This is a genomic window from Aeromicrobium sp. Leaf291, assembly GCF_001423365.1.
Lineage (GTDB): Bacteria > Actinomycetota > Actinomycetes > Propionibacteriales > Nocardioidaceae > Aeromicrobium.
In genome coordinates, this window is the sequence record NZ_LMNM01000002.1 from 630,725 (window position 1) to 651,275 (window position 20,551).

General features: G+C 72.1%; 21 protein-coding genes. 9 read left to right on the forward strand and 12 right to left on the reverse strand.

The genetic code is table 11. The features are described from left to right. Positions 1-21 precede the first annotated feature (21 nt). The 4 genes from pgk to ASF35_RS12645 are packed head-to-tail and all read left to right on the forward strand — an operon-like array spanning position 22 to position 2,616. Complete coding sequence (pgk, locus tag ASF35_RS12630) at positions 22-1,215, forward strand: phosphoglycerate kinase (RefSeq protein WP_156366960.1); 1,194 nt, start codon at positions 22-24, stop codon at positions 1,213-1,215. Further along, entirely contained in the window at positions 1,215-2,009 is a 795-nt protein-coding gene (gene tpiA / locus ASF35_RS12635) for a triose-phosphate isomerase (RefSeq protein ID WP_055967999.1), read from the forward strand. Before pgk ends, tpiA begins: the two co-directional genes overlap by 1 nt. A gap of 15 nt (positions 2,010-2,024) precedes the next feature. Continuing rightward, on the forward strand, positions 2,025-2,261 hold the full coding sequence (secG, locus tag ASF35_RS12640) for a preprotein translocase subunit SecG (protein WP_055968002.1): 237 nt from the start codon (positions 2,025-2,027) through the stop codon (positions 2,259-2,261). 1 nt (position 2,262) lies between these two features. Beyond that, on the forward strand, positions 2,263-2,616 hold the full coding sequence (locus tag ASF35_RS12645; protein ID WP_056578594.1) for an RNA polymerase-binding protein RbpA: 354 nt from the start codon (positions 2,263-2,265) through the stop codon (positions 2,614-2,616). Positions 2,617-2,690: 74 nt separating this feature from the next. Here ASF35_RS12645 and pgl read toward each other — a convergent pair whose 3' ends face one another. Genes pgl through tkt form a run of 6 tightly spaced genes read right to left on the reverse strand, consistent with a single transcriptional unit; the run spans position 2,691 to position 10,768 of the window. Then, on the reverse strand, positions 2,691-3,413 hold the full coding sequence (pgl, locus tag ASF35_RS12650; RefSeq protein WP_055968010.1) for a 6-phosphogluconolactonase: 723 nt from the start codon (positions 3,411-3,413) through the stop codon (positions 2,691-2,693). Next, positions 3,413-4,312, reverse strand: coding sequence for a glucose-6-phosphate dehydrogenase assembly protein OpcA (locus ASF35_RS12655; RefSeq protein ID WP_055968012.1), 900 nt, complete (start codon positions 4,310-4,312; stop codon positions 3,413-3,415). Before ASF35_RS12655 ends, pgl begins: the two co-directional genes overlap by 1 nt. Then, a complete protein-coding gene (gene zwf / locus ASF35_RS12660) occupies positions 4,312-5,844 on the reverse strand; it encodes a glucose-6-phosphate dehydrogenase (RefSeq protein WP_055968015.1) in 1,533 nt (510 codons plus the stop codon). The genes ASF35_RS12655 and zwf overlap by 1 nt, the downstream gene beginning before the upstream one ends. Further along, positions 5,841-7,445: a glucose-6-phosphate isomerase gene (locus ASF35_RS12665; RefSeq protein WP_055968018.1), complete on the reverse strand. Its 1,605-nt coding sequence runs from the start codon at positions 7,443-7,445 to the stop codon at positions 5,841-5,843. The genes zwf and ASF35_RS12665 overlap by 4 nt, the downstream gene beginning before the upstream one ends. A 3-nt stretch (positions 7,446-7,448) precedes the next feature. Next, the gene (tal, locus tag ASF35_RS12670) at positions 7,449-8,537 is read right to left on the reverse strand and encodes a transaldolase (protein WP_055968022.1); all 1,089 of its coding nucleotides are present in this window, start codon (positions 8,535-8,537) and stop codon (positions 7,449-7,451) included. A gap of 38 nt (positions 8,538-8,575) precedes the next feature. Continuing rightward, on the reverse strand, positions 8,576-10,768 hold the full coding sequence (gene tkt / locus ASF35_RS12675) for a transketolase (RefSeq protein ID WP_055968025.1): 2,193 nt from the start codon (positions 10,766-10,768) through the stop codon (positions 8,576-8,578). 211 nt (positions 10,769-10,979) lie between these two features. Here tkt and ASF35_RS12680 point away from each other — a divergent pair, with 211 nt between their 5' ends. Genes ASF35_RS12680 through ASF35_RS12690 form a run of 3 tightly spaced genes read left to right on the forward strand, consistent with a single transcriptional unit; the run spans position 10,980 to position 12,708 of the window. Further along, positions 10,980-11,894 (forward strand): heme o synthase, encoded by a 915-nt coding sequence (locus tag ASF35_RS12680; RefSeq protein WP_055968594.1) that lies wholly within the window; start codon positions 10,980-10,982, stop codon positions 11,892-11,894. Continuing rightward, positions 11,891-12,247, forward strand: a complete 357-nt coding sequence (locus ASF35_RS18255) for a hypothetical protein (RefSeq protein ID WP_055968029.1) — start codon at positions 11,891-11,893, stop codon at positions 12,245-12,247. Before ASF35_RS12680 ends, ASF35_RS18255 begins: the two co-directional genes overlap by 4 nt. Further along, complete coding sequence (locus ASF35_RS12690; protein ID WP_055968032.1) at positions 12,244-12,708, forward strand: GNAT family N-acetyltransferase; 465 nt, start codon at positions 12,244-12,246, stop codon at positions 12,706-12,708. The genes ASF35_RS18255 and ASF35_RS12690 overlap by 4 nt, the downstream gene beginning before the upstream one ends. 25 nt (positions 12,709-12,733) lie before the next feature. Here the strand turns inward: ASF35_RS12690 and ASF35_RS12695 are convergent, their stop codons facing one another. The 4 genes from ASF35_RS12695 to ASF35_RS12710 are packed head-to-tail and all read right to left on the reverse strand — an operon-like array spanning position 12,734 to position 16,138. Continuing rightward, complete coding sequence (locus ASF35_RS12695) at positions 12,734-13,435, reverse strand: hypothetical protein (RefSeq protein WP_055968035.1); 702 nt, start codon at positions 13,433-13,435, stop codon at positions 12,734-12,736. Positions 13,436-13,494: 59 nt separating this feature from the next. Next, complete coding sequence (locus ASF35_RS12700; protein ID WP_235499153.1) at positions 13,495-14,457, reverse strand: heme A synthase; 963 nt, start codon at positions 14,455-14,457, stop codon at positions 13,495-13,497. Continuing rightward, on the reverse strand, positions 14,448-15,221 hold the full coding sequence (locus ASF35_RS12705; RefSeq protein WP_055968041.1) for an ABC transporter permease: 774 nt from the start codon (positions 15,219-15,221) through the stop codon (positions 14,448-14,450). Before ASF35_RS12705 ends, ASF35_RS12700 begins: the two co-directional genes overlap by 10 nt. Beyond that, positions 15,218-16,138, reverse strand: a complete 921-nt coding sequence (locus tag ASF35_RS12710; protein WP_200931764.1) for an ABC transporter ATP-binding protein — start codon at positions 16,136-16,138, stop codon at positions 15,218-15,220. The genes ASF35_RS12705 and ASF35_RS12710 overlap by 4 nt, the downstream gene beginning before the upstream one ends. Before the next feature lie 60 nt (positions 16,139-16,198). Here ASF35_RS12710 and ASF35_RS12715 point away from each other — a divergent pair, with 60 nt between their 5' ends. Next, positions 16,199-17,287, forward strand: a complete 1,089-nt coding sequence (locus ASF35_RS12715; protein ID WP_055968046.1) for an ATP-dependent DNA ligase — start codon at positions 16,199-16,201, stop codon at positions 17,285-17,287. Positions 17,288-17,329: 42 nt separating this feature from the next. Here the strand turns inward: ASF35_RS12715 and ASF35_RS12720 are convergent, their stop codons facing one another. Continuing rightward, entirely contained in the window at positions 17,330-18,112 is a 783-nt protein-coding gene (locus tag ASF35_RS12720; protein WP_235492961.1) for a GTP pyrophosphokinase family protein, read from the reverse strand. A gap of 62 nt (positions 18,113-18,174) precedes the next feature. Here ASF35_RS12720 and ASF35_RS12725 point away from each other — a divergent pair, with 62 nt between their 5' ends. Then, positions 18,175-18,750 carry a YdeI family protein gene (locus tag ASF35_RS12725; protein WP_055968049.1) on the forward strand — a complete coding sequence of 192 codons (576 nt, stop codon included), beginning with the start codon at positions 18,175-18,177 and terminating at the stop codon, positions 18,748-18,750. A gap of 550 nt (positions 18,751-19,300) precedes the next feature. Here ASF35_RS12725 and ASF35_RS12730 read toward each other — a convergent pair. Then, positions 19,301-20,389 carry a DNA polymerase domain-containing protein gene (locus tag ASF35_RS12730; RefSeq protein WP_055968052.1) on the reverse strand — a complete coding sequence of 363 codons (1,089 nt, stop codon included), beginning with the start codon at positions 20,387-20,389 and terminating at the stop codon, positions 19,301-19,303. Between the last annotated feature and the right edge of the window lie 162 nt (positions 20,390-20,551).

The following is a 20,551-nucleotide window of genomic DNA, read 5'->3' on the forward strand; positions in this document are numbered from 1 at the left end:
GCGGCCCAGACGATCGACGGCCTGCTCGACGAGCGCGGCGGGGACCTCTCCGGCACGCGGGTGCTGGTGCGCAGCGACCTGAACGTCCCGCTCGACGGCAGCACCATCACCGACGACGGCCGGGTGCGCGCCAGCGTGCCGACCATCCGCCGTCTGGCCGAGGCCGGCGCGCGCGTGCTCGTGATGGCCCACCTGGGTCGTCCCAAGGGTGCGCCGGACCCGGCGTACTCCCTGGCCCCGGTGGCCGAGCGGCTGGCCGAGCTGCTCGGCAGCCCGGTGCTGTTCGCCAACGACACCGTCGACGTCGAGGCGCAGCGGATCTCCGCGGCGCTGCAGGACGGTCAGGTCGCCGTGCTCGAGAACGTCCGGTTCAACGAGGGCGAGACGAGCAAGGACGACGCGGTTCGTGGCGCCTTCGCGGACCAGCTCGCGGCGCTGGCCGACGTGTTCGTCTCCGACGGCTTCGGTGTCGTGCACCGCAAGCAGGCCAGCGTCTACGACGTCGCCACGCGGCTCCCCGCCGTGGTGGGCGGGCTGGTGCAGGCCGAGGTCGAGGTCCTGCAGCGGCTGACCGAGACCCCCGAGCGGCCCTACGTGGTCGTGCTCGGCGGGTCCAAGGTGTCCGACAAGCTGGGTGTGATCGACAACCTCATCGACAAGGCCGACAGCCTGCTCATCGGTGGTGGCATGGTCTTCACGTTCCTCAAGGCCGCCGGCCACGACGTCGGCTCCTCGCTGCTCGAGGCCGACCAGCTCGACGTCGCCCGTGAGTACGTGGAGCGCGCCGAGGCGAAGGGTGTCGAGCTCGTGCTGCCGACCGACGTGGTCGTGGCGCCGGAGTTCTCCGCCGACGCGCCGGCCACCGTCGTCGCCGCCGACGCGATCCCCTCCGACCAGATGGGTCTCGACATCGGTCCCGACAGCGCGGCCCGCTTCGCCGAGGTCGTGCGGGGTGCGCACACGGTGTTCTGGAACGGCCCGATGGGAGTGTTCGAGTTCGACGCGTTCGCCGCCGGCACGAAGGCCGTCGCGCAGGCCCTCACCGAGGTGGACGGCCTGTCGGTCGTCGGCGGTGGCGACTCCGCCGCCGCCGTGCGCCGCCTCGGCTTCTCCGACGACCAGTTCGGTCACATCTCCACCGGGGGTGGAGCGAGCCTGGAGTACCTGGAGGGCAAGACGCTCCCCGGCCTGCAGATCCTGGAAGGCGACAGCTGATGGCACGCACACCGCTCATGGCGGGCAACTGGAAGTCCAACCTCAACCACCAGGAGGCCGTCGTCCTGGTGCAGAAGCTGGCGTGGACCCTGCAGGACAAGAAGCACGACGGCACGCGCTCCGAGGTCGTGGTGATCCCGCCGTTCACCGACATCCGCAGCGTCCAGACACTCGTCGACGGGGACCGACTGTCCCTGCGCTACGGGGCGCAGGACGTCTCCGAGCACGACGGCGGTGCGTACACCGGTGAGATCACGGCGGCCATGCTGGCGAAGCTCGGCTGCTCCTACGTGGTCGTCGGACACTCCGAGCGTCGCGAGTACCACCACGAGACCGACGCCGTCGTGAACGCCAAGGCCAAGCGCGCGCTCGCCGCCGACATCACCCCGATCGTCTGCGTCGGCGAGGGACTCGAGGTCCGGCAGGCCGGTGAGCACGTCGCCCACACGCTCGCGCAGGTCGACGGCTCGCTGGCGGGCCTCACCCCGGAGCAGGTCGCCGGGCTGGTCGTCGCGTACGAGCCCGTGTGGGCCATCGGCACCGGCGAGGTCGCCACGCCCGAGGACGCCCAGGAGGTGTGCGCGGCCATCCGTGCCCGCGTGGCGGAGACCTGCTCGTCGGAGGCTGCTGACGCAGTGCGTATCCTGTACGGCGGATCGGTCAAGGCGGCCAACATCGCCGCGATCATGGCGAAGTCCGACGTGGACGGCGCCCTGGTCGGCGGTGCAAGCCTCCAGGCGGAGGAGTTCGCCGCCGTCGCCCGGTTCTACGACATGCCGGCCCTGCCCTCCTGACGGAAGACCCACACTGTGATCATCCTGTTCTCGTCCGTGCTGACGATCGCGAGCCTGCTCATGATCGTGCTGATCCTCATGCACAAGGGGCGCGGCGGCGGCTTGTCCGACATGTTCGGCGGCGGCATCTCGAGCTCGCTCGGAGGCTCCTCGGTCGCCGAGCGCAACCTCGACCGCATCACCGTCGGCATCGCCGTCATCTGGGCGATCTCGATCATCGCCCTCGGGCTGCTGCTGAAGGTGAGCAACTGACATGGCGGCAGGAGCCATCCGCGGCAGCCGCATCGGTTCGGGGCCCATGGGGGAGGCGGAGCGTGGTGAGGCCGCGCCTCGCAAGGCCGTCACGTACTTCTGCATCAACGACCACCAGACGCTGCTGCACTTCGCCCTCGAGGCCGAGCCGCCGGAGTCCTGGGACTGCCCGCGGTGCGGCATGCCGGCGAGCGCCGACTCCGACAACCGTCCGACGGCGCCCAAGACGGAGCCCTACAAGACGCACCTGGCCTACGTGAAGGAACGTCGCAGCGAGGACGAGGCCCAGGTGATCCTCACCGAGGCCCTCGACTCCCTGCGCGCGCGCCGCAAGTCCGGCGACGTCATCTTCTGACCCGCCTCCGGCACGGTCCTGCCTCGACGCCCTCGTCCCACCGGACGGGGGCGTCGGCGCGTTCCGGGCTCGAGCTATCGCAGAGCGCTCGCCGCAGCCTCGTCGAGGAACCAGAGCGTCTCGTCCTGTCCGTGGGCCCCGCGTGCGGGAGTCTCGTCGATCGATCCCTCGCCGGCCCGGGCGCGGGCCACGGCATCGGCCTTGCCCTCGCCGGAGACGAGGAACCACGTGGCCCGGGTGTGGTTGAGGGCGCCGAAGGTGAGGCTGATGCGCTCCGGGGGCGGCTTCGGTGACCCGAACACCTCGACGCACCGGCGCTCCCGCTCGTGCAGCTGCGTGAACCCCGGGAACAGCGAGGCCACGTGCCCGTCCGGTCCGAGACCGAGGAGCACGACGTCGAACGGCTCGTCGGGCAGCGTGGCGCCGTAGGCGTCGGCCGCCTCGGCCATGGACGTGGAGCAGCCGTGCGCCGGCATCGACCGCACGTTCTCGGCCGGGACGCCGCACCGGTCGAGGAAGCTGTCGCGCGCCTGCCGGTCGTTGCGGTCCTCGTGCCCCTGCGGGACGAACCGCTCGTCACCGAACCAGTAGACGACGTCGGCCCAGCGTGCGGCATCGACGTCGAGCCGCTCGTAGATCTCGATGGCGATGGTGCCCCCGGTGAGCACCACGTGCGGGACCCGTCCCTCCGCCTGGGCCGCGGCCACCCGCTCGGCCAGCCGGGTCGCCACCGCCTCGGCGAGGGTCTCGGCGTCGGGGTGGACGTGGGTGACGGGCTCGGGTGCCGTGGGGCTCATCAGGACTCCAGCAGGTGGGTGATCGTCTCGTGGTACACGTCGTCGGCGTCGAGCCGCCGCAGGTCCTCGGCGAGGAGCTCGGCGAGCGAGCGGGCACCGAGAGGCACGTGACGGGGTGCCGATCCCGGGATGGAGAACAGGCAGGACTCTGCGTCGATCCGCTCGATGGTCACGTCGCCCGTGGCCGTCTCGAGCACGACCCGCGCGATCTGCTCGGTGTCGCTGCGTCGCTGCGTGATCGGGACGCCGAGCCTGCTCTGCAGCCAGGCGGTGAGCAGCGTGGCGGCAGGATTGCCGGACCCGGCCTCGACGACACCACGCTCCACGGTGCCGGTGGCCTGGTCGAGGGCGGCGGCCAGCAGGGCGCGCCAGGGCGTGAGTCGCGTCCAGCTCAGGTCGGTGTCGCCCGGGGCGTAGTTCCGGGCGGTGCTCTTGAGCGTGCGCACCGGGGAGTCCGTCGCCTCGGCATCGGTCAATCGGCGCTGGGCCAGCTGACCGATCGGGTCCTGCGACGGGCAGGCCGGCGGCTTGCCCGGCCACCACACCACGACGGGGGAGTCGGGGAGCAGCAGCGGCAGCACCACGGACTCGGCGTGCCGGGTGAGCGGCCCCGACAGGCGCAGCAGGATCGACTCGCCGGCGGCGTTCTCGCCCACCCGGACGGTGGCGTCGACCCGCGGGTGTCCGCGCCCGTCGCCCAGGACGATGCCGATGACGCGTGACGGGTGCTCGCGCGAGAGCACCGCGGCCGTGCGCAGCGCGTCGCCCACGGTCTCGTCGTCGGTCACGACCAGGGCCGTGAGCACCATGTCCATGGCCGGGCTGCCGGAGTCGACTCGCGCGCGCACCATGGCACGCGCGATCTCCGGTGAGGTCGTGTCGTCGAGGTTGATCTGCATCAGGGTCGCCTCCAGACGCGGCCGTCACGTTCCATCATGGCGTCGGCGGTCGGTGGTCCCCACGTCCCCGACGTGTAGGTGTCGATGGAGCGCTGCCGCGTCCAGTGCTCGATGACGGGGTCGAGGATCTTCCAGGACAGCTCGACCTCCTCCTGCTGCGGGAACAGCGGCGGATCACCGAGCAGCACGTCGAGGATGAGGCGCTCGTAGGCCTCCGGGCTGCTCTCGACGAACGCGCCGCCGTAGGCGAAGTCCATGAGCACGTCACGGATCTCCATCGTGGTGCCGGGCACCTTCGCACCGAAGCGCAGCGTGACGCCCTCGTCGGGCTGGATGCGCATGACGAGGGCGTTCTTGCCGAGCTCCTCGATGTCGTTCTTGCTGAACGGCTGGTGCGGTGCCGCCTTGAACACCACGGCCACCTCGGTGACCCGACGACCGAGCCGCTTGCCCGTGCGCAGGTAGAACGGGACCCCGGCCCAGCGGCGGGTGGCCACGTCGACGCGCACGGCCGCGTAGGTCTCCGTGCGGGACTCCTGCGGGATGCCCTGCTCCTCGAGGTAGCCGACGACGTGCTCGCCGCCGGCCCAGCCGGCGGTGTACTGGGCCTGGGCCGTGTGGTCGGCCATCGGCGTGGCCGGGCGGGCGTTGGCCAGGATCTTCTGCTTCTCGATCCGCAGGCTCTCGGCGTTGAAGGAGACGGGCTCCTCCATCGCGATGAGGGCCATGAGCTGGAGAAGGTGGTTCTGGATCACGTCACGCGCGGCGCCGATGCCGTCGTAGTAGCCCGCGCGCGTGCCGATGCCGATGTCCTCGGCCATCGTGATCTGCACGTGGTCGACGTAGTGGCTGTTCCACAGCGGCTCGAACATCCCGTTCGCGAAGCGCAGCGCCAGGATGTTCTGCACCGTCTCCTTGCCGAGGTAGTGGTCGATGCGGAACACGCTCTCGCGGGGGAACACCTCGGAGACGAGCGAGTTGAGCGTCCGCGCCGACTCGAGGTCGTGGCCGAACGGCTTCTCGATGACGACCCGACGCCACCCACCCGACTGGTCGGCCAGACCGTGCTGCTTGATCTTGCCGACGACCACCGGGAAGAGGCCCGGGGGGATCGAGAGGTAGAAGGCGTGGTTCCCGCCGGTGCCCTGCTGCTCGTCGAGCTCGGCCATGGTGGCGGCCAGCTGGAGCCAGGCGGCGTCGTCGTCGAACTCACCGGGCACGAAGCGGATGCCCGCCTCCAGCTGCGCCCAGACCGTGTCGCGCCAGGGTGTGCGGGCGCCCGCCTTCGCCGAGTCCTTGAGCATGTCGGCGAACTGCTGGGTGCCGAAGTCGTGGCGGGCGAAGCCGACGAGCGCGAACCCCGGCGGCAGGAGACCGCGGTTCGCGAGGTCGTAGATCGCCGGGATCAGCTTCTTGCGGGCGAGGTCGCCCGTGACGCCGAACATGACGACGCTGCAGGGCCCGGCGATCCTCGGGAGCCGACGGTCGCGCGGGTCCCGCAGCGGGTTGGAACCGGTGCTCGTGTCGGTCATGCGAGCAGGTCGCGCACGGTGGCGGCGGCAGCCTCGGGGTCGGCCAGGTGGAGCCGGAGCACAGGTCTGCCGTGGTCCTGGAGCACCTGCGCGTCGCCGGCGGCCTGGGACGCGATGAACTCACCGAAGGTGAAGTCGCGACCGGGCACGGCGAGGTCCTGCGCGGCGTCGCTCGTGAGCTGCAGGTAGACCCCGGTGGCCGGGCCACCCTTGTGGTACTGCCCGGTGGAGTGCAGGAACCGCGGCCCCCAGCCGAACGTGACGGGGCGTCCCGTGCGGCGGGCCAGCAGCTCGCGCAGACCTGCGTACGCGCTGAGCTCCCAGCGGTCGAGGTAGGCGTGCACGGCGACGTAGCCGTGCTCGGGGTCCAGCTGGTCGAGGAGTCCCTGGACCGCGTCGGTCAGGGAGTCGGCACTCGTGCCGAAGGCGCTGACCGGTCCGTCCGTGACGTCGGCCGCGACCTCGTCGTCCGAGCCGCCGCTGAGCTTGTCGCGCGCGGCCTGCTTGGCGCTCTCGACGTCGGGCTGGTCGAAGGGGTTGATGCCGATGAGGGCACCGGCCACGCTGACCGCGACCTCCCAGAGCAGCATCTGGCCGCCGAGGCCACCGGTCACGCCGGCGGACCAGCCCGAGGTGCTCGTGGGGGGCTGGGCGGAGCCCGTGACGACCAGGAACGAGTCGGGCGTGCTGGGGTCGACGTTGACGGCGTGCGTGCTGGGCACGACGACGGGCAGGATCCCGCGACCCTGCTTGCCCGTCGACTCGGCCACCAGCTGCTCGATCCAGTCGCCCACGCCCCACGCCCCGGAGGTGCCGGCGTCGTGGTCGAGCAGGACGAGCTTGTCGACCGCGGCCCGGTTGGCGACGCCCAGTGCCGCACCGAGGCGCAGCGCGGGGTTGGCGGCGTCGTCGGCGAACAGCTCTGGTCCGGCCGACTCGGCCTCGTCGAGCAGGGCGCCGACGTCGGCGCCGGCGAGGCCGCTGGGCACCAGCCCGAACGCAGTGAGCGCCGAGTAGCGGCCGCCGACCTCGGGGTCGGCGTGGAAGACGCGGTACCCCGCGGCGGTGGCCTGCTCGTCGAGCGGCGAGCCCGGGTCGGTGACCACCACGAGATGGTCGGCGGGGGAGAGACCCGCGTCGTCGAAGGCCTGCTCGTAGGCACGACGCTGGCTGTCGGTCTCCACGGTCCCGCCGGACTTGCTGGAGACGACCACGACCGTGCGCTCCAGACGGTCCGCGAGCGCGGACCGCACCATGTCGGGCTGGGAGGAGTCGAGCACGGTCAGCTCCACGCCTGCGGCGGCGCAGATGACCTCGGGCGCCAGCGACGACCCACCCATGCCACAGAGCACGACGTGGTCGAGCCCGCGCGCGTGCAGCTCGGAGCGCAGAGCCTCGATCTGCCCGACGAGGGGCCGCGACGTCTGGGCCAGCGACGTCCACGACAGTCGCTTCGAGGCCTCGGACTCGGCGTCCGGGCCCCACAGGGTGGCATCGCCGGCGAGCAGGCGGGAGGCGAAGCGATCGGTGACCAGGTCGCCGAGCGCAGCCTCGAGGTCCCCCTCGTCGCCGACGGTCAGGGTGACGTCGGGTCGGGACACGGCTCAGGCCTTCTCGAGCTCGGCGGTGACGGTCTCGAGCAGCTCGGCCCAGGACGCGTCGAACTTCTCCAGACCCTCGTCCTCGAGGACCCTGACCACCTGGTCGTAGGAGACGCCCGCCTCCTCGAGCGCGGCGATGACCGCCCGCGAGTCGTCGTAGGTTCCGTGCACCGTGTCGCCGGAGACCTCGCCGTGGTCGCCGAACGCCTGGAGCGTCTTCTCCGGCATGGTGTTCACCGTGCCGTCGACGACCAGCTCGCTCACGTAGAGCGTGTCGGGCAGGGCGGGGTCCTTGACGCCGGTGGAGGCCCACAGCGGCCGCTGCGGGTTGGCGCCCTTGGCGCGCAGTGCCGCGAAGCGCTCGCCGCCGAAGACCTCCTCGTACGCCTCGAACGCCAGACGCGCGTTGGCCAGGGCGGCCTTGCCGCGCAGCTCGTGTCCCTCGCCGAGCTGCTTGTCGACCTCGGAGTCGACGCGGCTGATGAAGAACGACGCGACGGAGTGGATGGCCGACAGGTCGCGGCCCTCGGCCGCTGCCGTCTCGAGACCCTCGAGGTAGGCGTCCATGACCCCGCGGTACCGCTCGAGCGAGAAGATCAGCGTGACGTTGACGCTGATGCCCTGGCCGATGGTCTTGGCGATGGCCGGCAGGCCCTCGAGCGTGGCGGGGATCTTGATCAGCGTGTTGGGGCGGTCGACGCGGTCCCAGAGCTTGCGCGCCATGGCGGCCGTCGCGTCGCTGTCGCGGGCCAGACCCGGCTCGACCTCGATCGAGACCCGTCCGTCGACGCCGCCCGTCGCGTCGTAGACGCCCGTGAAGATGTCGCACGCCTGCTGCACGTCGGTGGTGGTGATCTCGAAGACCGCCTCGTCGACGTCGGCACCGGCGGCTTTCAGCTCCTTGACCTGCTCGGCGTACTTCTCGCCCTTGGACAACGCCGACGCGAAGATCGTCGGGTTGGTGGTGACGCCGACGACGTTCTGGTCACGGATCAGCTCGGCGAGGTTGCCGCTCTCGATCCGCTCACGGGACAGGTCGTCCAGCCAGATGGACACTCCGGCGTCGCTGAGGTTCTGCAGTCGCTCGTTCATGGTCGTCTCCCGATCGGGGTTGAGGTCTCGTGACGTGCTCAGGACTGGCGGTGGCTCCCGCCACCGGCCGCGTCCTGGTTGTCGCCCGGTCCCACCGGTCCGGAGGGGCGGGCGAAGAACGGGACGCCGCCGGTGTGCTGCGACGCCTCGATGGACTCCTTGGCCGAGGCCACGACGGCCTCGGCGGTGATGCCGAACTTCTCGTACAGGGTCCCGGCGTCGGCCGAGGCACCGAAGTGCTCGATGCCGACGAACCGGCCGGCGTCGCCGAGGACGTCGCGCCAGCCGAAGGACACGCCGGCCTCGACGGCGACACGGGCACGCAGGTGCGGGGGGAGCACGCTGTCGCGGTACCCCGAGTCCTGCTGCTCGAACCACTCGCGCGACGGCATCGAGACCACGCGCGCCTGGATGCCCTCGGCGGCCAGGAGGTCGCGGGCCCGAACGGCGAGCTGGACCTCAGAGCCGGTACCGACGAGGACGACGTCGGGCTCACCGTCGGTGTCGAGCAGCACGTAGGCGCCACGGGCGGCCCCGTCGGCGGCTGCGTACCCCTCGGTGCCGCGGGGGAAGGTCGGCACGTTCTGGCGGCTCAGCGCGAGGGCGACCGGCCGGTTGGTGATGCCCATGAGCGTGCGCCACGCCACCGCGACCTCGTTGGCGTCGGCGGGTCGCACGACGTCGAGGCCGGGGATGGCGCGCAGGGCTGCCAGGTGCTCGATCGGCTGGTGGGTGGGACCGTCCTCGCCGAGGCCGATGGAGTCGTGCGTCCAGACATAGGTGACCGGGAGCTCCTGCAGGGCCGCCAGGCGGACCGCGGGACGCATGTAGTCGCTGAACACGAGGAACGTGCCGCCGTACGGGCGGGTGAGCCCGTGCTGGACCATCCCGTTCATGATGGCGCCCATCGCGTGCTCACGGATGCCGAAGTGCAGCACGCGGCCGTACCAGCCGCCCTGGAACTTCTCGGTGGACCACTCAGGGGGCAGGAACGACGGCTCGCCCTTGGGCGTGGTGTTGTTCGAGCCGGCGAGGTCGGCGGACCCGCCCCACAGCTCGGGGAGCTCGGGCGCGATGGCCGTGAGCACGTCGCCGGACGCCGCGCGGGTGGCCACGCCCTTCTCGCTGGCCTCGAACGTCGGCAGGGCCGACTCCCAGCCGTCGGGCAGGACCCGGTCGGTGAGGCGCTGCAGCAGGGCGGCGCCGTCGGGGTTGGACGTGGCCCAGGCGTCGAACGACTTCTGCCACTCCTCGCGCGCCGTGGCGCCGCGGTCGCGCACGGCGTGCGTGTGGGCGATGACGTCGTCGGCGACCGCGAAGGACTGCTCGGGATCGAAGCCCAGCAGCTCCTTCGTGGCCTTGATCTCGTCGGCGCCGAGGGCGGACCCGTGCGAGGCACCGGTGTTCTGCGCCGACGGGGCCGGCCACGCGATGATCGTGTGCAGCTGGATGAAGGACGGCTTGTCGGTGACCGCCTCGGCGGCCTGGTAGGCGTCCCAGAGCGCCTGCAGGTCCTCCTCGTAGCCTGTGCCGCCGTTGGTCCAGTCGACCGTCTGCACGTGCCAGCCGTAGGCGGCGTAGCGCGCGGCGACGTCCTCGGTGAACGCCACGTCCGTGTCGTCCTCGATCGAGATCTTGTTCGCGTCGTAGAGCACGGTCAGGTTGCCGAGCTTCTGGTGCCCGGCGAGGGAGGAGGCCTCGGCGGAGACACCCTCCTGCACGTCGCCGTCGGACGCGATCACGTAGACCTGGTGGTCGAAGGGGCTCTCGCCGGCGGCGGTGTCGGGGTCGAGCAGCCCACGCTCGCGGCGGGCGGCCATGGCCATGCCCACGGCGTTGGCGATGCCCTGGCCCAGCGGGCCGGTCGTGACCTCGATGCCCGGGGTGTGGCGGTACTCCGGGTGGCCCGGTGTCTGGCTTCCCCACGTGCGCAGGCTCTTGAGGTCGTCGAGCGTCATCGAGTAGCCGGCGAGGTAGAGCTGGATGTACTGCGTCAGGCTCGAGTGGCCGCACGAGAGCACGAACCGGTCGCGACCGACCCACTGCGGGTCCGTGGGGTCGTGGCGCATCAGCTTCTGGTACAGCAGGTAGGCCGCCGGGGCCAGGCTCATGGCGGTGCCGGGGTGGCCGTTGCCGACCTTCTCGACGGCGTCCGCCGCGAGGAGTCGGGCGGTGTCCACCGCCTTGGCGTCGAGCTCGGTCCAGTCCAGGGTGGTGGAGGTGCTGGTCACGGTGTCTGGCGCTCCTGCGATCGGGTTCGGATCAGGCTGTCGGGGCCCTGTGGAGCCCTCGGTTCGACCCTACTCGCGTGCGACTAGACTCTGCTACGTGAGTGCCCCGAGGTTGAGACGACGCGACATGTCCTCGGCCACCCCTCCCTCCGGAGCTCCCTCCGACGACGGTCCGGCCGACGCCGGACCCGCTCTCGGCCAGGGCCCCCGGATGGTGACGTCGGCCCAGGTGACCCGGTCCGGTCCGGTCGACGTGGTCAACGCGTACGTCGCGCTCATGAAGCCGCGGATCATCGAGCTGCTGCTGCTCACGACCGTCCCGGTGATGTTCCTCGCCGCACGCGACGTCCCCTCCTTCTGGCTGATCGTGGCCACCGTGGTGGGTGGCACGCTCTCGGCCGGGAGCGCCAACGCGCTCAACAACGTCTTCGACGCCGACATCGACCAGAAGATGCGCCGCACCGCGCGACGTCCGCTCCCGCGGCACGGCGTGTCGACCGCCGGGGCGCTGTGGTTCGGTCTCGCGCTCGCCGTGGTCTCCACGCTGGGCCTCGGCCTGCTGGTGAACTGGCTGTCGGCCTGGCTGGCACTGGCCGCGAACGTGTTCTACGTCGTGGGCTACACCATGATCCTCAAGCGCCGCACGCCGCAGAACATCGTGTGGGGCGGGGCGGCCGGGTGCTTCCCGGCCCTGATCGGCTGGACCGCCGTCACGAACGAGCTCGCGTGGCCCCCGGTCGTGCTGTTCCTGGTGGTCTTCTTCTGGACGCCGCCGCACTTCTGGTCGCTCGGGCTGCGCTACCGCGACGACTACGCCGCCGCAGGCGTGCCGATGCTGCCGTCGGTCGCCAGCGCCGCCGTGGTCTCCCGGCAGATCGTCGCCTACTCGTGGGTGATGGTCGCGACCTCGCTGGCCCTGTGGCCGGTCGCCGGCATGGGCTGGTTCTACCCGGGTGCGGCGATCGTGCTCGGCATCGTCTTCCTCGTCGAGGCCTACGACCTCCGCTCGCGTGCCAAGGAGTCCGAGGAGCTCTCGGTGATCAAGCCCATGCGGCTCTTCCACTTCTCCAACGCGTACCTCGCCCTGCTGTTCGTCGCCGCCGCGGCCGACCCGTTCCTGCGATGATCCCGGCGGCCTGGGAGCCGTACCATCGCCCGGACGACGGCGAGCACGTCGGCTACCTGCGCCCCGCCGGCGACCTGGTGGTGCCCTGCACCCTGCTCGGGACCGACCTGGCGGGACCGCTCGAGCGCGACGACGCGGAGAGGGTCCTCCAGGACGTCGGGCTGTCCTACCTCGCCGAGACCTGGTTGCTGCTCGACGACGACGGCACGCAGCGACGGGTGGTGCTCGTGGAGGTCGACGCGGCCCGGGCCGTGGTGGCCGATGCCGGCTCGGCGCTCGTGGTCGGTGCGCCTGCCGACGAGCGTGGCCGCCGGGAGGTCGCGCTCCCGACCGACCGGCTGCGACTCCGGTGACCACGACCGTCGAGCGGCTCGGTCCCGACGACTGGGCACGGTTCCGGACCGTGCGGCAGGCCTCGCTGCGCGGCGACCCCTCCGCGTTCGCGGCCTCCGCGCACCGCTGGCTCGACGAGCTCGACGTCGAGCAGCACTGGCGGGCGCGCCTCGCCGACGTCGTGACGCTCGTGGCCACGCGGTCCGGGGTGGACGTCGGCACCGCAGGGTTCGACCGGTCCGGGCAGCTGATCGGCATGTGGGTGGACCCCGCGGTGCGGGGCACGGGGGTCGGGTGGTCGCTGGTGGAAGCCGTGCTGGCGCTCGCGCCGCCGGACGTGCCGGTGCACCTGCGGGTGATGGCCGACAACGGCCCCGGCGTGCGGTTCTACGAGCGCTGCGGCTTCCACCTGGTGACCGCCGACGCCGACGCCGAGGGCTGCCTGGCGATGACCTACGCGCCGTCGCCCGGCCGCGCCTGAGCTGCGGAGCCCGGCGGGACCGCGGTCAGGCGGTCAGTCGCCAGCCCGCGACGTCGATCAGGAAGTGGGCGAGAACGAGCGCCCCGAGGTAGAAGGTCGAGACCGCCAGGGCGCCCGCGACCCGGTGCGCGAGAGGGCGTCCGCGGGTGAGCAGGAAGGCCGTGGCGGTGGCCCAGCCGAGCGCCGCCTCGGCGGGCAGGACGTAGAGCGCGACGCCGAGGACGCGCGTGGTCGCACCCGTCGGTTCCCACAGGCCGACCACCGGAGCGAGGAGCTCGGCGCCGGCGAACACCGCGAGCGCCGCCAGTGCCGATCGTCCGGGCCTCAGGCGTGCCAGGACCACGGCGAGGAACAACGGGGCGATCCACATCGCCGCCATCGCGAGCGGGATGACGTCGTCGACCCGCGGGCCACCGCGATCGGGGAACGCGAGCGTCCCCACGAGGTCCGCGAGCACCCAGTCGGGCAGGACCTGGAAGACGGAGACCGGCACCAGGAAGATCGCCAGCGCCGCCCAGTCGCCCCGGCCGACCGCCCGGCAGACCAGCGGGAGAGCCACCGCGTACGCCACGACGACGACCAGGATGCCCCACCCCTGCGCGGGGACGGGGAGCGAGAGGGCCACGCCGCCCCCGACGAGCAGAGCTGCGTGGACGAGCAGGAGGCCACGCAGGGCCGCGGCGTCCGGGGCCATGACGTCGTCGGTCGGAGCGGGGGTCGGGGACACGCGGTCAACCTAGGGTCGACGCACCGCACCGTCAACGGTTCCGTCCGGGCCTGCGTCCCTCAGGCCGAGCGGCCGACGACCGCCTCGTGCTCGAGCGGCCGCGGCGCGGAGGGGGACGGGTGGACGGTCACGACGAGCCTGGTGGCCACGGCCACCAGCACCGCCGCACCGACGAGGTGCACCGCCACCAGGGCGACCGGCAGGTCGGTGAAGTACTGCACGAACCCGATCACACCCTGCCCGAGCTCGGCGACGAGCAGCCAGACGGCGGCCTGCAGCGCCGGCGTCCGGGACGTCGTGTCTCGGTCTCGACGCACGAGGACGATCGTCGCCACCGTCAGCCCGACGAGCAGGTAGACGGCCCAGGCGTGCACGTGGCTCCACAGCTGGGGGTCGAGGCCGTTGCGCGGCACGTCGAGGTCACCGGCGTGCGGGCCGCTGCCGGTGACGACGGTGCCGAGGTAGACCACCACCCAGAGCGTCGCGTAGACCGCCAGCACCAGCCGCCGGACCAGCACCGAGGAGGTGGAGGCGGCCTCGGCACGCACGCGCAGGAGCAGCCAGGTGGACCCCGCGACGAGGAACAGCGAGAGCACGAGGTGCAGCGCGACGATCCACGGGTTGAGGTCGGTGAGCACGGTGATGCCACCGATGACGCCCTGGAACGGGACACCGGCGGCCAGCACGACCGCGTGCCTGCGGAGGCGGCGACCCTCGCTCCAGCGCCAGACGGCCACGAGGGTCCCGATCGCGATCGCGATGAGCACGTACGTCAGCAGCCGGTTGCCGAACTCGATGAGACCGTGCAGGCCCAGCTCGCTGTGCGGCACGAAGGACTCCTCGGTGCACCGCGGCCAGGTCGGGCAGCCGAGCCCCGACGCGGTGAGCCGGACGAGGCCCCCCGTCAGGATGATGACCGTGTTCGCGACGAGGCTCGCCCAGGCCCACCGCTGCACGACGGCACGGTCGGGATGGCGCAGGCCCAGGGTCGGGTAGCCGGACGGCGTGGAGGTCATTCCCATCGGAAGGTCCTAGCAGTGAGGGCGGTGCCCACGGCGGCCCACGCCGCGAGCACCGCGAGGGGGAGCAGGTCGACCGTGCCGCCCTCGAAGGCCGAGCGCATGCCCTCGCCGAGGGCGCCCGAGGGAAGCAGGGCGAGCAGGCCCTGCGCGCCGTCGGGGTAGCGGGACAGGGGGACCAGCAGGCCCCCGGCGACGAGGAGGAGCACGTACACCAGGTTGGCCACGGCGAGCGTGGCCTCGGCGCGCAGCGTTCCCGCGATGAGGAGACCGAGCGAGCCGAAGGCGGCGGTGCCCAGCACCGCCAGCAGGACGAGCCAAGCCCACGGGGCGACGCCACCGGCCGGGTCCCACCCGAGCAGCAGGGCGACGCACGCGAGCACGAGCAGCTGGACGAGCTCGACGACCACGACGGCCGCCGACTTGCCGGCGAGCAGTCCCCACCGGGGCAGCGGAGAGGCGCCGAGCCGCTTGAGCACGCCGTAGCGGCGTTCGAAGCCCGTGGCGATCGCGACGGAGGTGAACGACGTCGAGAGCACCGCGAGGCCGAGGACGCCGGGGGTGACGATGTCGATGGGGCGTCCTGCGCCGAGGTCGACCACGCGCCCCGACCGGGTGCCGGCGACGAGCAGGAGCAGCGGGATGACCAGCGTGATCAGCAGCTGCTCGCCGTTGCGGGCCAGCAGGCGCAGCTCCATCCGGGTCTGCGCGGCCACCATGGCCGAGGTCGAGGCCGCGCCGGGACGCGGGGAGAGGTCGAGGCTCATCGCAGGGCCCGTCCCGTCAGGTCGAGGAACCGGTCCTCGAGCGTCTGGCGCTCGACGAGCACGGACTCCGCGAGGACGCCCTGCCCGGCGAACCAGGCGGTGAGCGTGGCGAGCAGCGCCGGGTCGACGGCGCCGACGACGACGTACTGGCCCGGAGCCTGCTCGTGCACCTTGCTCTCCGGCGGTAGGGCCGACATGAGGGCGTCGACGTCGAGCGCCGGCCGTGCGGTGAACCGCACCGTGTTCTCCGCCCCGGACCGTGACAGGTCGGCGGGGGTGCCGCTCGCGATGACCCGGCCGGCGTCGACGATGTGGACGACGTCGCTCAAGGCCTCGGCCTCGTCCATGAAGTGGGTGGTGAGCACCGTCGTGACACCGCCGGAACGCAGCTCGTCGATCAGGTCCCACGTCGCGCGCCGGGACTGCGGGTCCAGGCCGGCGGTGGGCTCGTCGAGGAACACCAGCTCAGGGCGTCCGACCACGGCCATGGCCAGCCCGAGCCGCTGCTGCTGCCCACCCGACAACCGGCGGTAGGCGGTGCGACCGCACGAGCCCAGGCCGAGCCGCTCGCTGAGGGCGTCGACGTCGAGGGGGTGGGCGTGCAGCGACGCCATGTGACGCAGCATCTCGTCGGCCCGCACGCCCGACCAGGCGCCACCGGCCTGGAGCATGACGCCGACGCGCGGGCGCAGGCGCACCGCGTCGCGCACCGGGTCCAGGCCGAGCACGCTGACGCGCCCCGAGGTGGGTCGTCGGAAGCCCTCGCAGGTCTCGACGGTGCTGGTCTTGCCGGCGCCGTTGGGACCGAGGATCGACGTGACCGTCCCGGCCTCGACCTCGAGCGAGAGGCCGTCGACCGCGGTGACGTCGCCGTAGCGGACCACCAGGTCGGTGACGGCGACGGCGGGCTGGTTCACCAGGACAGTCTAGTGATCGCGTGCCACGCAGGCGGCCCCGACCCGGCCTAGGGTGGGCCCGTGGACCTGCCCGTCATGCCGCCGCTGCGACCGATGCTCGCCAAGTCCGTGGCGGCCGTGCCGTCAGCGGTCGGGGACTACCTCTTCGAGCCCAAGTGGGACGGCTTCCGGGCCATCGTCTTCCGCGACGGCGACGAGGTCGAGATCGCGAGCCGTTCGACCAAGTCGCTGACGCGCTACTTCCCCGACGTCGTGGCGGCCGTCCTGGAGCAGCTTCCCGACCGGTGCGTCGTCGACGGCGAGATCGTCACGGCCGTCGGTGACCGGCTCGACTTCGACACGCTGTCGCAGCGCATCCACCCCGCGGCGTCGCGGGTCGACATGCTCGCCCGCGAGACGCCGGCCAGCCTGGTGGTCTTCGACCTGCTGGCCCTGGACGACACGTCGTTCGTCGACACGCCGCTCGGCGAGCGTCGGGCGGCCCTGGAACGCGCACTCTCCCACGTCTCCGCTCCCGTCCACCTCACCCGCACCACGGGGGAGACGGCCGAGGCCACCCGCTGGTTCCACCAGTTCGAGGGGGCGGGCCTCGACGGGGTCATGGCCAAGCGCCTCGACGGCCCGTACGTGCCCAACGGCCGATCGATGCTGAAGATCAAGCACGCCCGGACGGCCGACGTGGTCGTCGCGGGATACCGGTTGCACAAGACCTCCACGCCCGAGCAGCCGCTGCTCGGCTCGATGCTGCTGGGCCTGTTCACCGAGGAAGGCCGCCTTCAGCACGTGGGTGTCTGCGCCTCCTTCTCGGCCGCCCGCCGGGCCGAGCTCGTGGACGAGCTGGACCCGTTGCGTGCGGACCTCGACCAGCACCCCTGGGGTGCCTGGCAGAGCGAGGAGGCGCACGCCGACGGACGGCTGCCCGGTGGCCAGAGCCGCTGGACGGGCACCAAGGACCTGTCGTTCGTGCCGTTGCGGCCCGAGCGGGTCGTCGAGGTCGGGTACGAGCACATGGAGGGTCGGGGCGAGCAGGGTCGCTTCCGGCACACCGCGCAGTTCAAGCGGTGGCGCCCCGACCGCGAGCCCGGCTCGTGCACCTACGAGCAGCTCGAGGAGGTCGTGGCCTACGACCTCGGTGACGTCCTGACGTAGCCGAGGTCGGCTGCCGTGGTCCCGGTGCCGGGCCCGACCGGATCAGTCCGCGGCCAGACGGCGCAGCTGCTCGAGCAGCGCCTCCGACGGGACGAGCTCGTCGCCGGTCAGCAGGTCCTCGCGCACCTGACGGGGGAGCGTCTCCACCCCGTCCTCGCCCAGGTGGCGCACCTCGTCGTGGAGTGCCTCCATGCGTGCGTCGAGCGCGTGCGCGGAGTCGGCGGCGTCGCACAGTCGCTCGGCCAGGTCGTCGGGCACGGCGCCGCGGTACTTGTAGTGGATCTTGTGCTCGAGGCTGGCCCAGAAGTCCATCGCGATGGTGCGCAGCTGCACCTCCACCGTCACCGGCACCGGGCCGTCGGACAGGTAGACCGGGACCTCCAGGAGCGTGTGCAGGCTCCGGTACCCGTTCTTCTTCGGGGCGGCGATGTAGTCGCGGACGTCGAGCACCGTGAGGTCGTCCTGGGAGGTGAGCAGGTCGTGGACGCGGTACACGTCGGAGACGAAGCTGCAGGTGACGCGGACGCCGGCGATGTCGGTGATGGTCTCGCGGATCGAGGCGTAGGTGGGGCGGGTGCCCTTCCGCCGCATCTTCTCGGCCAGGCTGTCGGGCGACTTCAGCCGCGAGGCGATGTGCTCGATCGGGTTCGTGTCGTGCATGAGGTCGAACTCGTCGCGCAGGATCGTCAGCTTGGTGACGACCTCCTCCATGCCGAAGCGGTGGCGGAGCATGAAGCGGCTGAAGTCCTGGCGGAGGAGCTTCGGGTCGCCGACGTGCAGGACGTCGTCGTCCAGGGGCAGGGTGGCTCGGCTGCTCAGCTCCACCCGGTCAGCGTACGTCCACGACCTCGTCGGGCTCCGTGGCTAACCTGTGAGTCGTGGGAGTCATGGACGACGCCGAGCGTCTCGCACCGGGGTCGAGGTCGCGCTGGGGTGCCTGGCTGGCCGACCACCACGCCAACGCGCGCGGGGTCTGGCTCGCGGTGCCGGACCGGCTCGCCGACGGTGACGACGCCCTGTCCTACGAGAACGCGGTCTGCGAGGCGCTGTGCTGGGGCTGGATCGACGGTCAGGCCCGCTCCGGCGGTGGCGTCGGCGGCTCGGTCATCTGGTTCTCGCCGCGTCGGCCGGGCAGTCCGTGGGCGGCGTCGAACCGGGCGCGCGTGGAGCGGCTCGAGGCGGAGGGCCGGATGAGACCCCCGGGGCGGGCGCTGGTCGACGGAGCACGGGGCGACGGCTCGTGGACGGTCCTCGTCGGTCCGGAGAACGGTGTGGAGCCCGACGCCCTGCGTCGGGGTCTGGACGCCGACCCCGCGGCCCGGACCTTCTGGGACGCCTTGCCCCGCAGCGCGAGGCTCTACGCCCTCACGCAGGTGGCCACCGCCAAGCGCGAGGAGACACGGCTCTCGCGCATCGAGAAGCTGGTGGCGCAGTGCGTCGCGGGGGAGCGGCCGGACCGCTGAGGTCCTGCGGGTCGGGTGGGCGTCGTGCTCCGCTCGCTTTCCTTGCTTCCATGCTCCCTCGCTGCTGCGCTGCCTCGGCTGGGTCCGGGCGTGGTCTCCGAGAGGGCCTCGACGGAGCAGCGGGCATCGCCGGCGGCCGAGCACGCCGACTCCGGTCCGGGCGGTGGATCCTCCACAGGATGGGCCACGGTGCGGTGCGTTCTCCACCGTGTGGCGCTGGATTCGGTGGAGAACGCACCGCCCGGGCCCCCCATCGGTGGAATCTCAACCGCACGTCGGCTCCTGAGGTTGAGGATCCACCGATGCCCCGGCCGGCTCGACCCATCGGTGGAATCTCAACCGCAGGCCTGCCTCTGAGGTTGAGGATCCACCGATGCCCCGCCGGGCTCGACGCATCGGTGGAATCTCAACCGCAGGCCCGCTCCTGACGTTGACGATCCACCGATGCCGGCAGCGTGGCTCACTCGCGGCGCGTCCGACCCGTCGAGGCCCCACCCGGACCGCCTCCAGCACCGGCCGGAGCAGCGCAGCGGTGGCTGCAGGGGAGTCGTCAGCCCTGCTTGTTCCGCGTGTCCTTGCTCGGCTGCACGCGCTTGGGCTCGCCCGGCATCTTGGGGTACTCCGGCGGGTAGGGCATGTCGCCGAGCCCGCGCTCGAGGTCGGCGCGCCAGAGGTCGAGCAGGGGCTCGAGGGAGTGTGGCTGGGTGTCGATGTCGGCCCAGGCGTCGCCGCCCTGGGACGCCAGCAGGTCGGGGACGGTCCGGAGCGTGAAGGCCATCGGGTCGTCCACCGCGGCGAGTCCGTCCCACGAGAGGGGGAAGGAGACGGGTGCGCCCTGCTTCGGGCGCAGGCTGTACGCCGAGGCGATCGTGCGGTCGCGGGCGTTCTGGTTGACGTCGACGAAGATGCGGTCGCCGCGCTCCTCCTTCCACCAGGCGGTGGTGAGCCGATCGCTGCGGCGCTCGAGCTCGCGGCCCAGCGCGATCGCCGCGTGGCGCACGTCGGTGAAGGTCCAGCGCGGCTCGATGCGCAGGTACACGTGCACGCCGTTCTTCCCGCTGGTCTTGGGGTATCCGCGCAGGCCCAGCTCCTCCAGCAGGGCCCGCACCTGCTCGGCCTCGCGGACGGCGTCGGCGAAACCGGTGGCGCCGTGCGGGTCGAGGTCGATGCGCAGCTCGTCGGGCCGGTCGACGTCGGCACGACGCACGGGCCAGGGGTGGAACGTGACCGTGCCCATCTGTGCGGCCCAGGCGACCACCGCGACATGGTCCGGGCACAGCTCGTCGGCGACCCGGCCGGACGGGAAGTGCACCCGGACCGAGCGGGCCCACTCGGGCATGCCGCGCATGAGGCGCTTCTGGTAGAACGCATCACCCTGCGGCCCACGACCGTGGGTGGCGTCGCGCGCGGTGAGCGTCATGCCGGGCAGCACGCCCTTGGGCCAGCGCTCGAGCGCCGTCGGACGGTCCCGCAGTGCTCGTACGATGCCGTCGGCGACCGCGACGTAGTACTCGACGACCTCGCGCTTGGTGATCTCCGGTCCGTGGTCGGAGGCGGGGAAGATCACGCGCTCCGCGCTCGAGACGCGTACCTCTCGTCCGTCCGCGTCGACCAGCACCGCGGGTGCCTTGGCAGCCATGTCGGTCAGCGTAGGCCCGTCGACGGACATGGGCGCCGTGGCCGGCCCGACCGCGGCCCCAGTCCCATCGACGGGCTCGGCGGGCGTGGCCGGGTTCCCGTGCCCGGGTCGCGCGCTCCGCGGTGGTCCGGAGCCGGAGTGAGGCTCACCTTCGTTGAACGC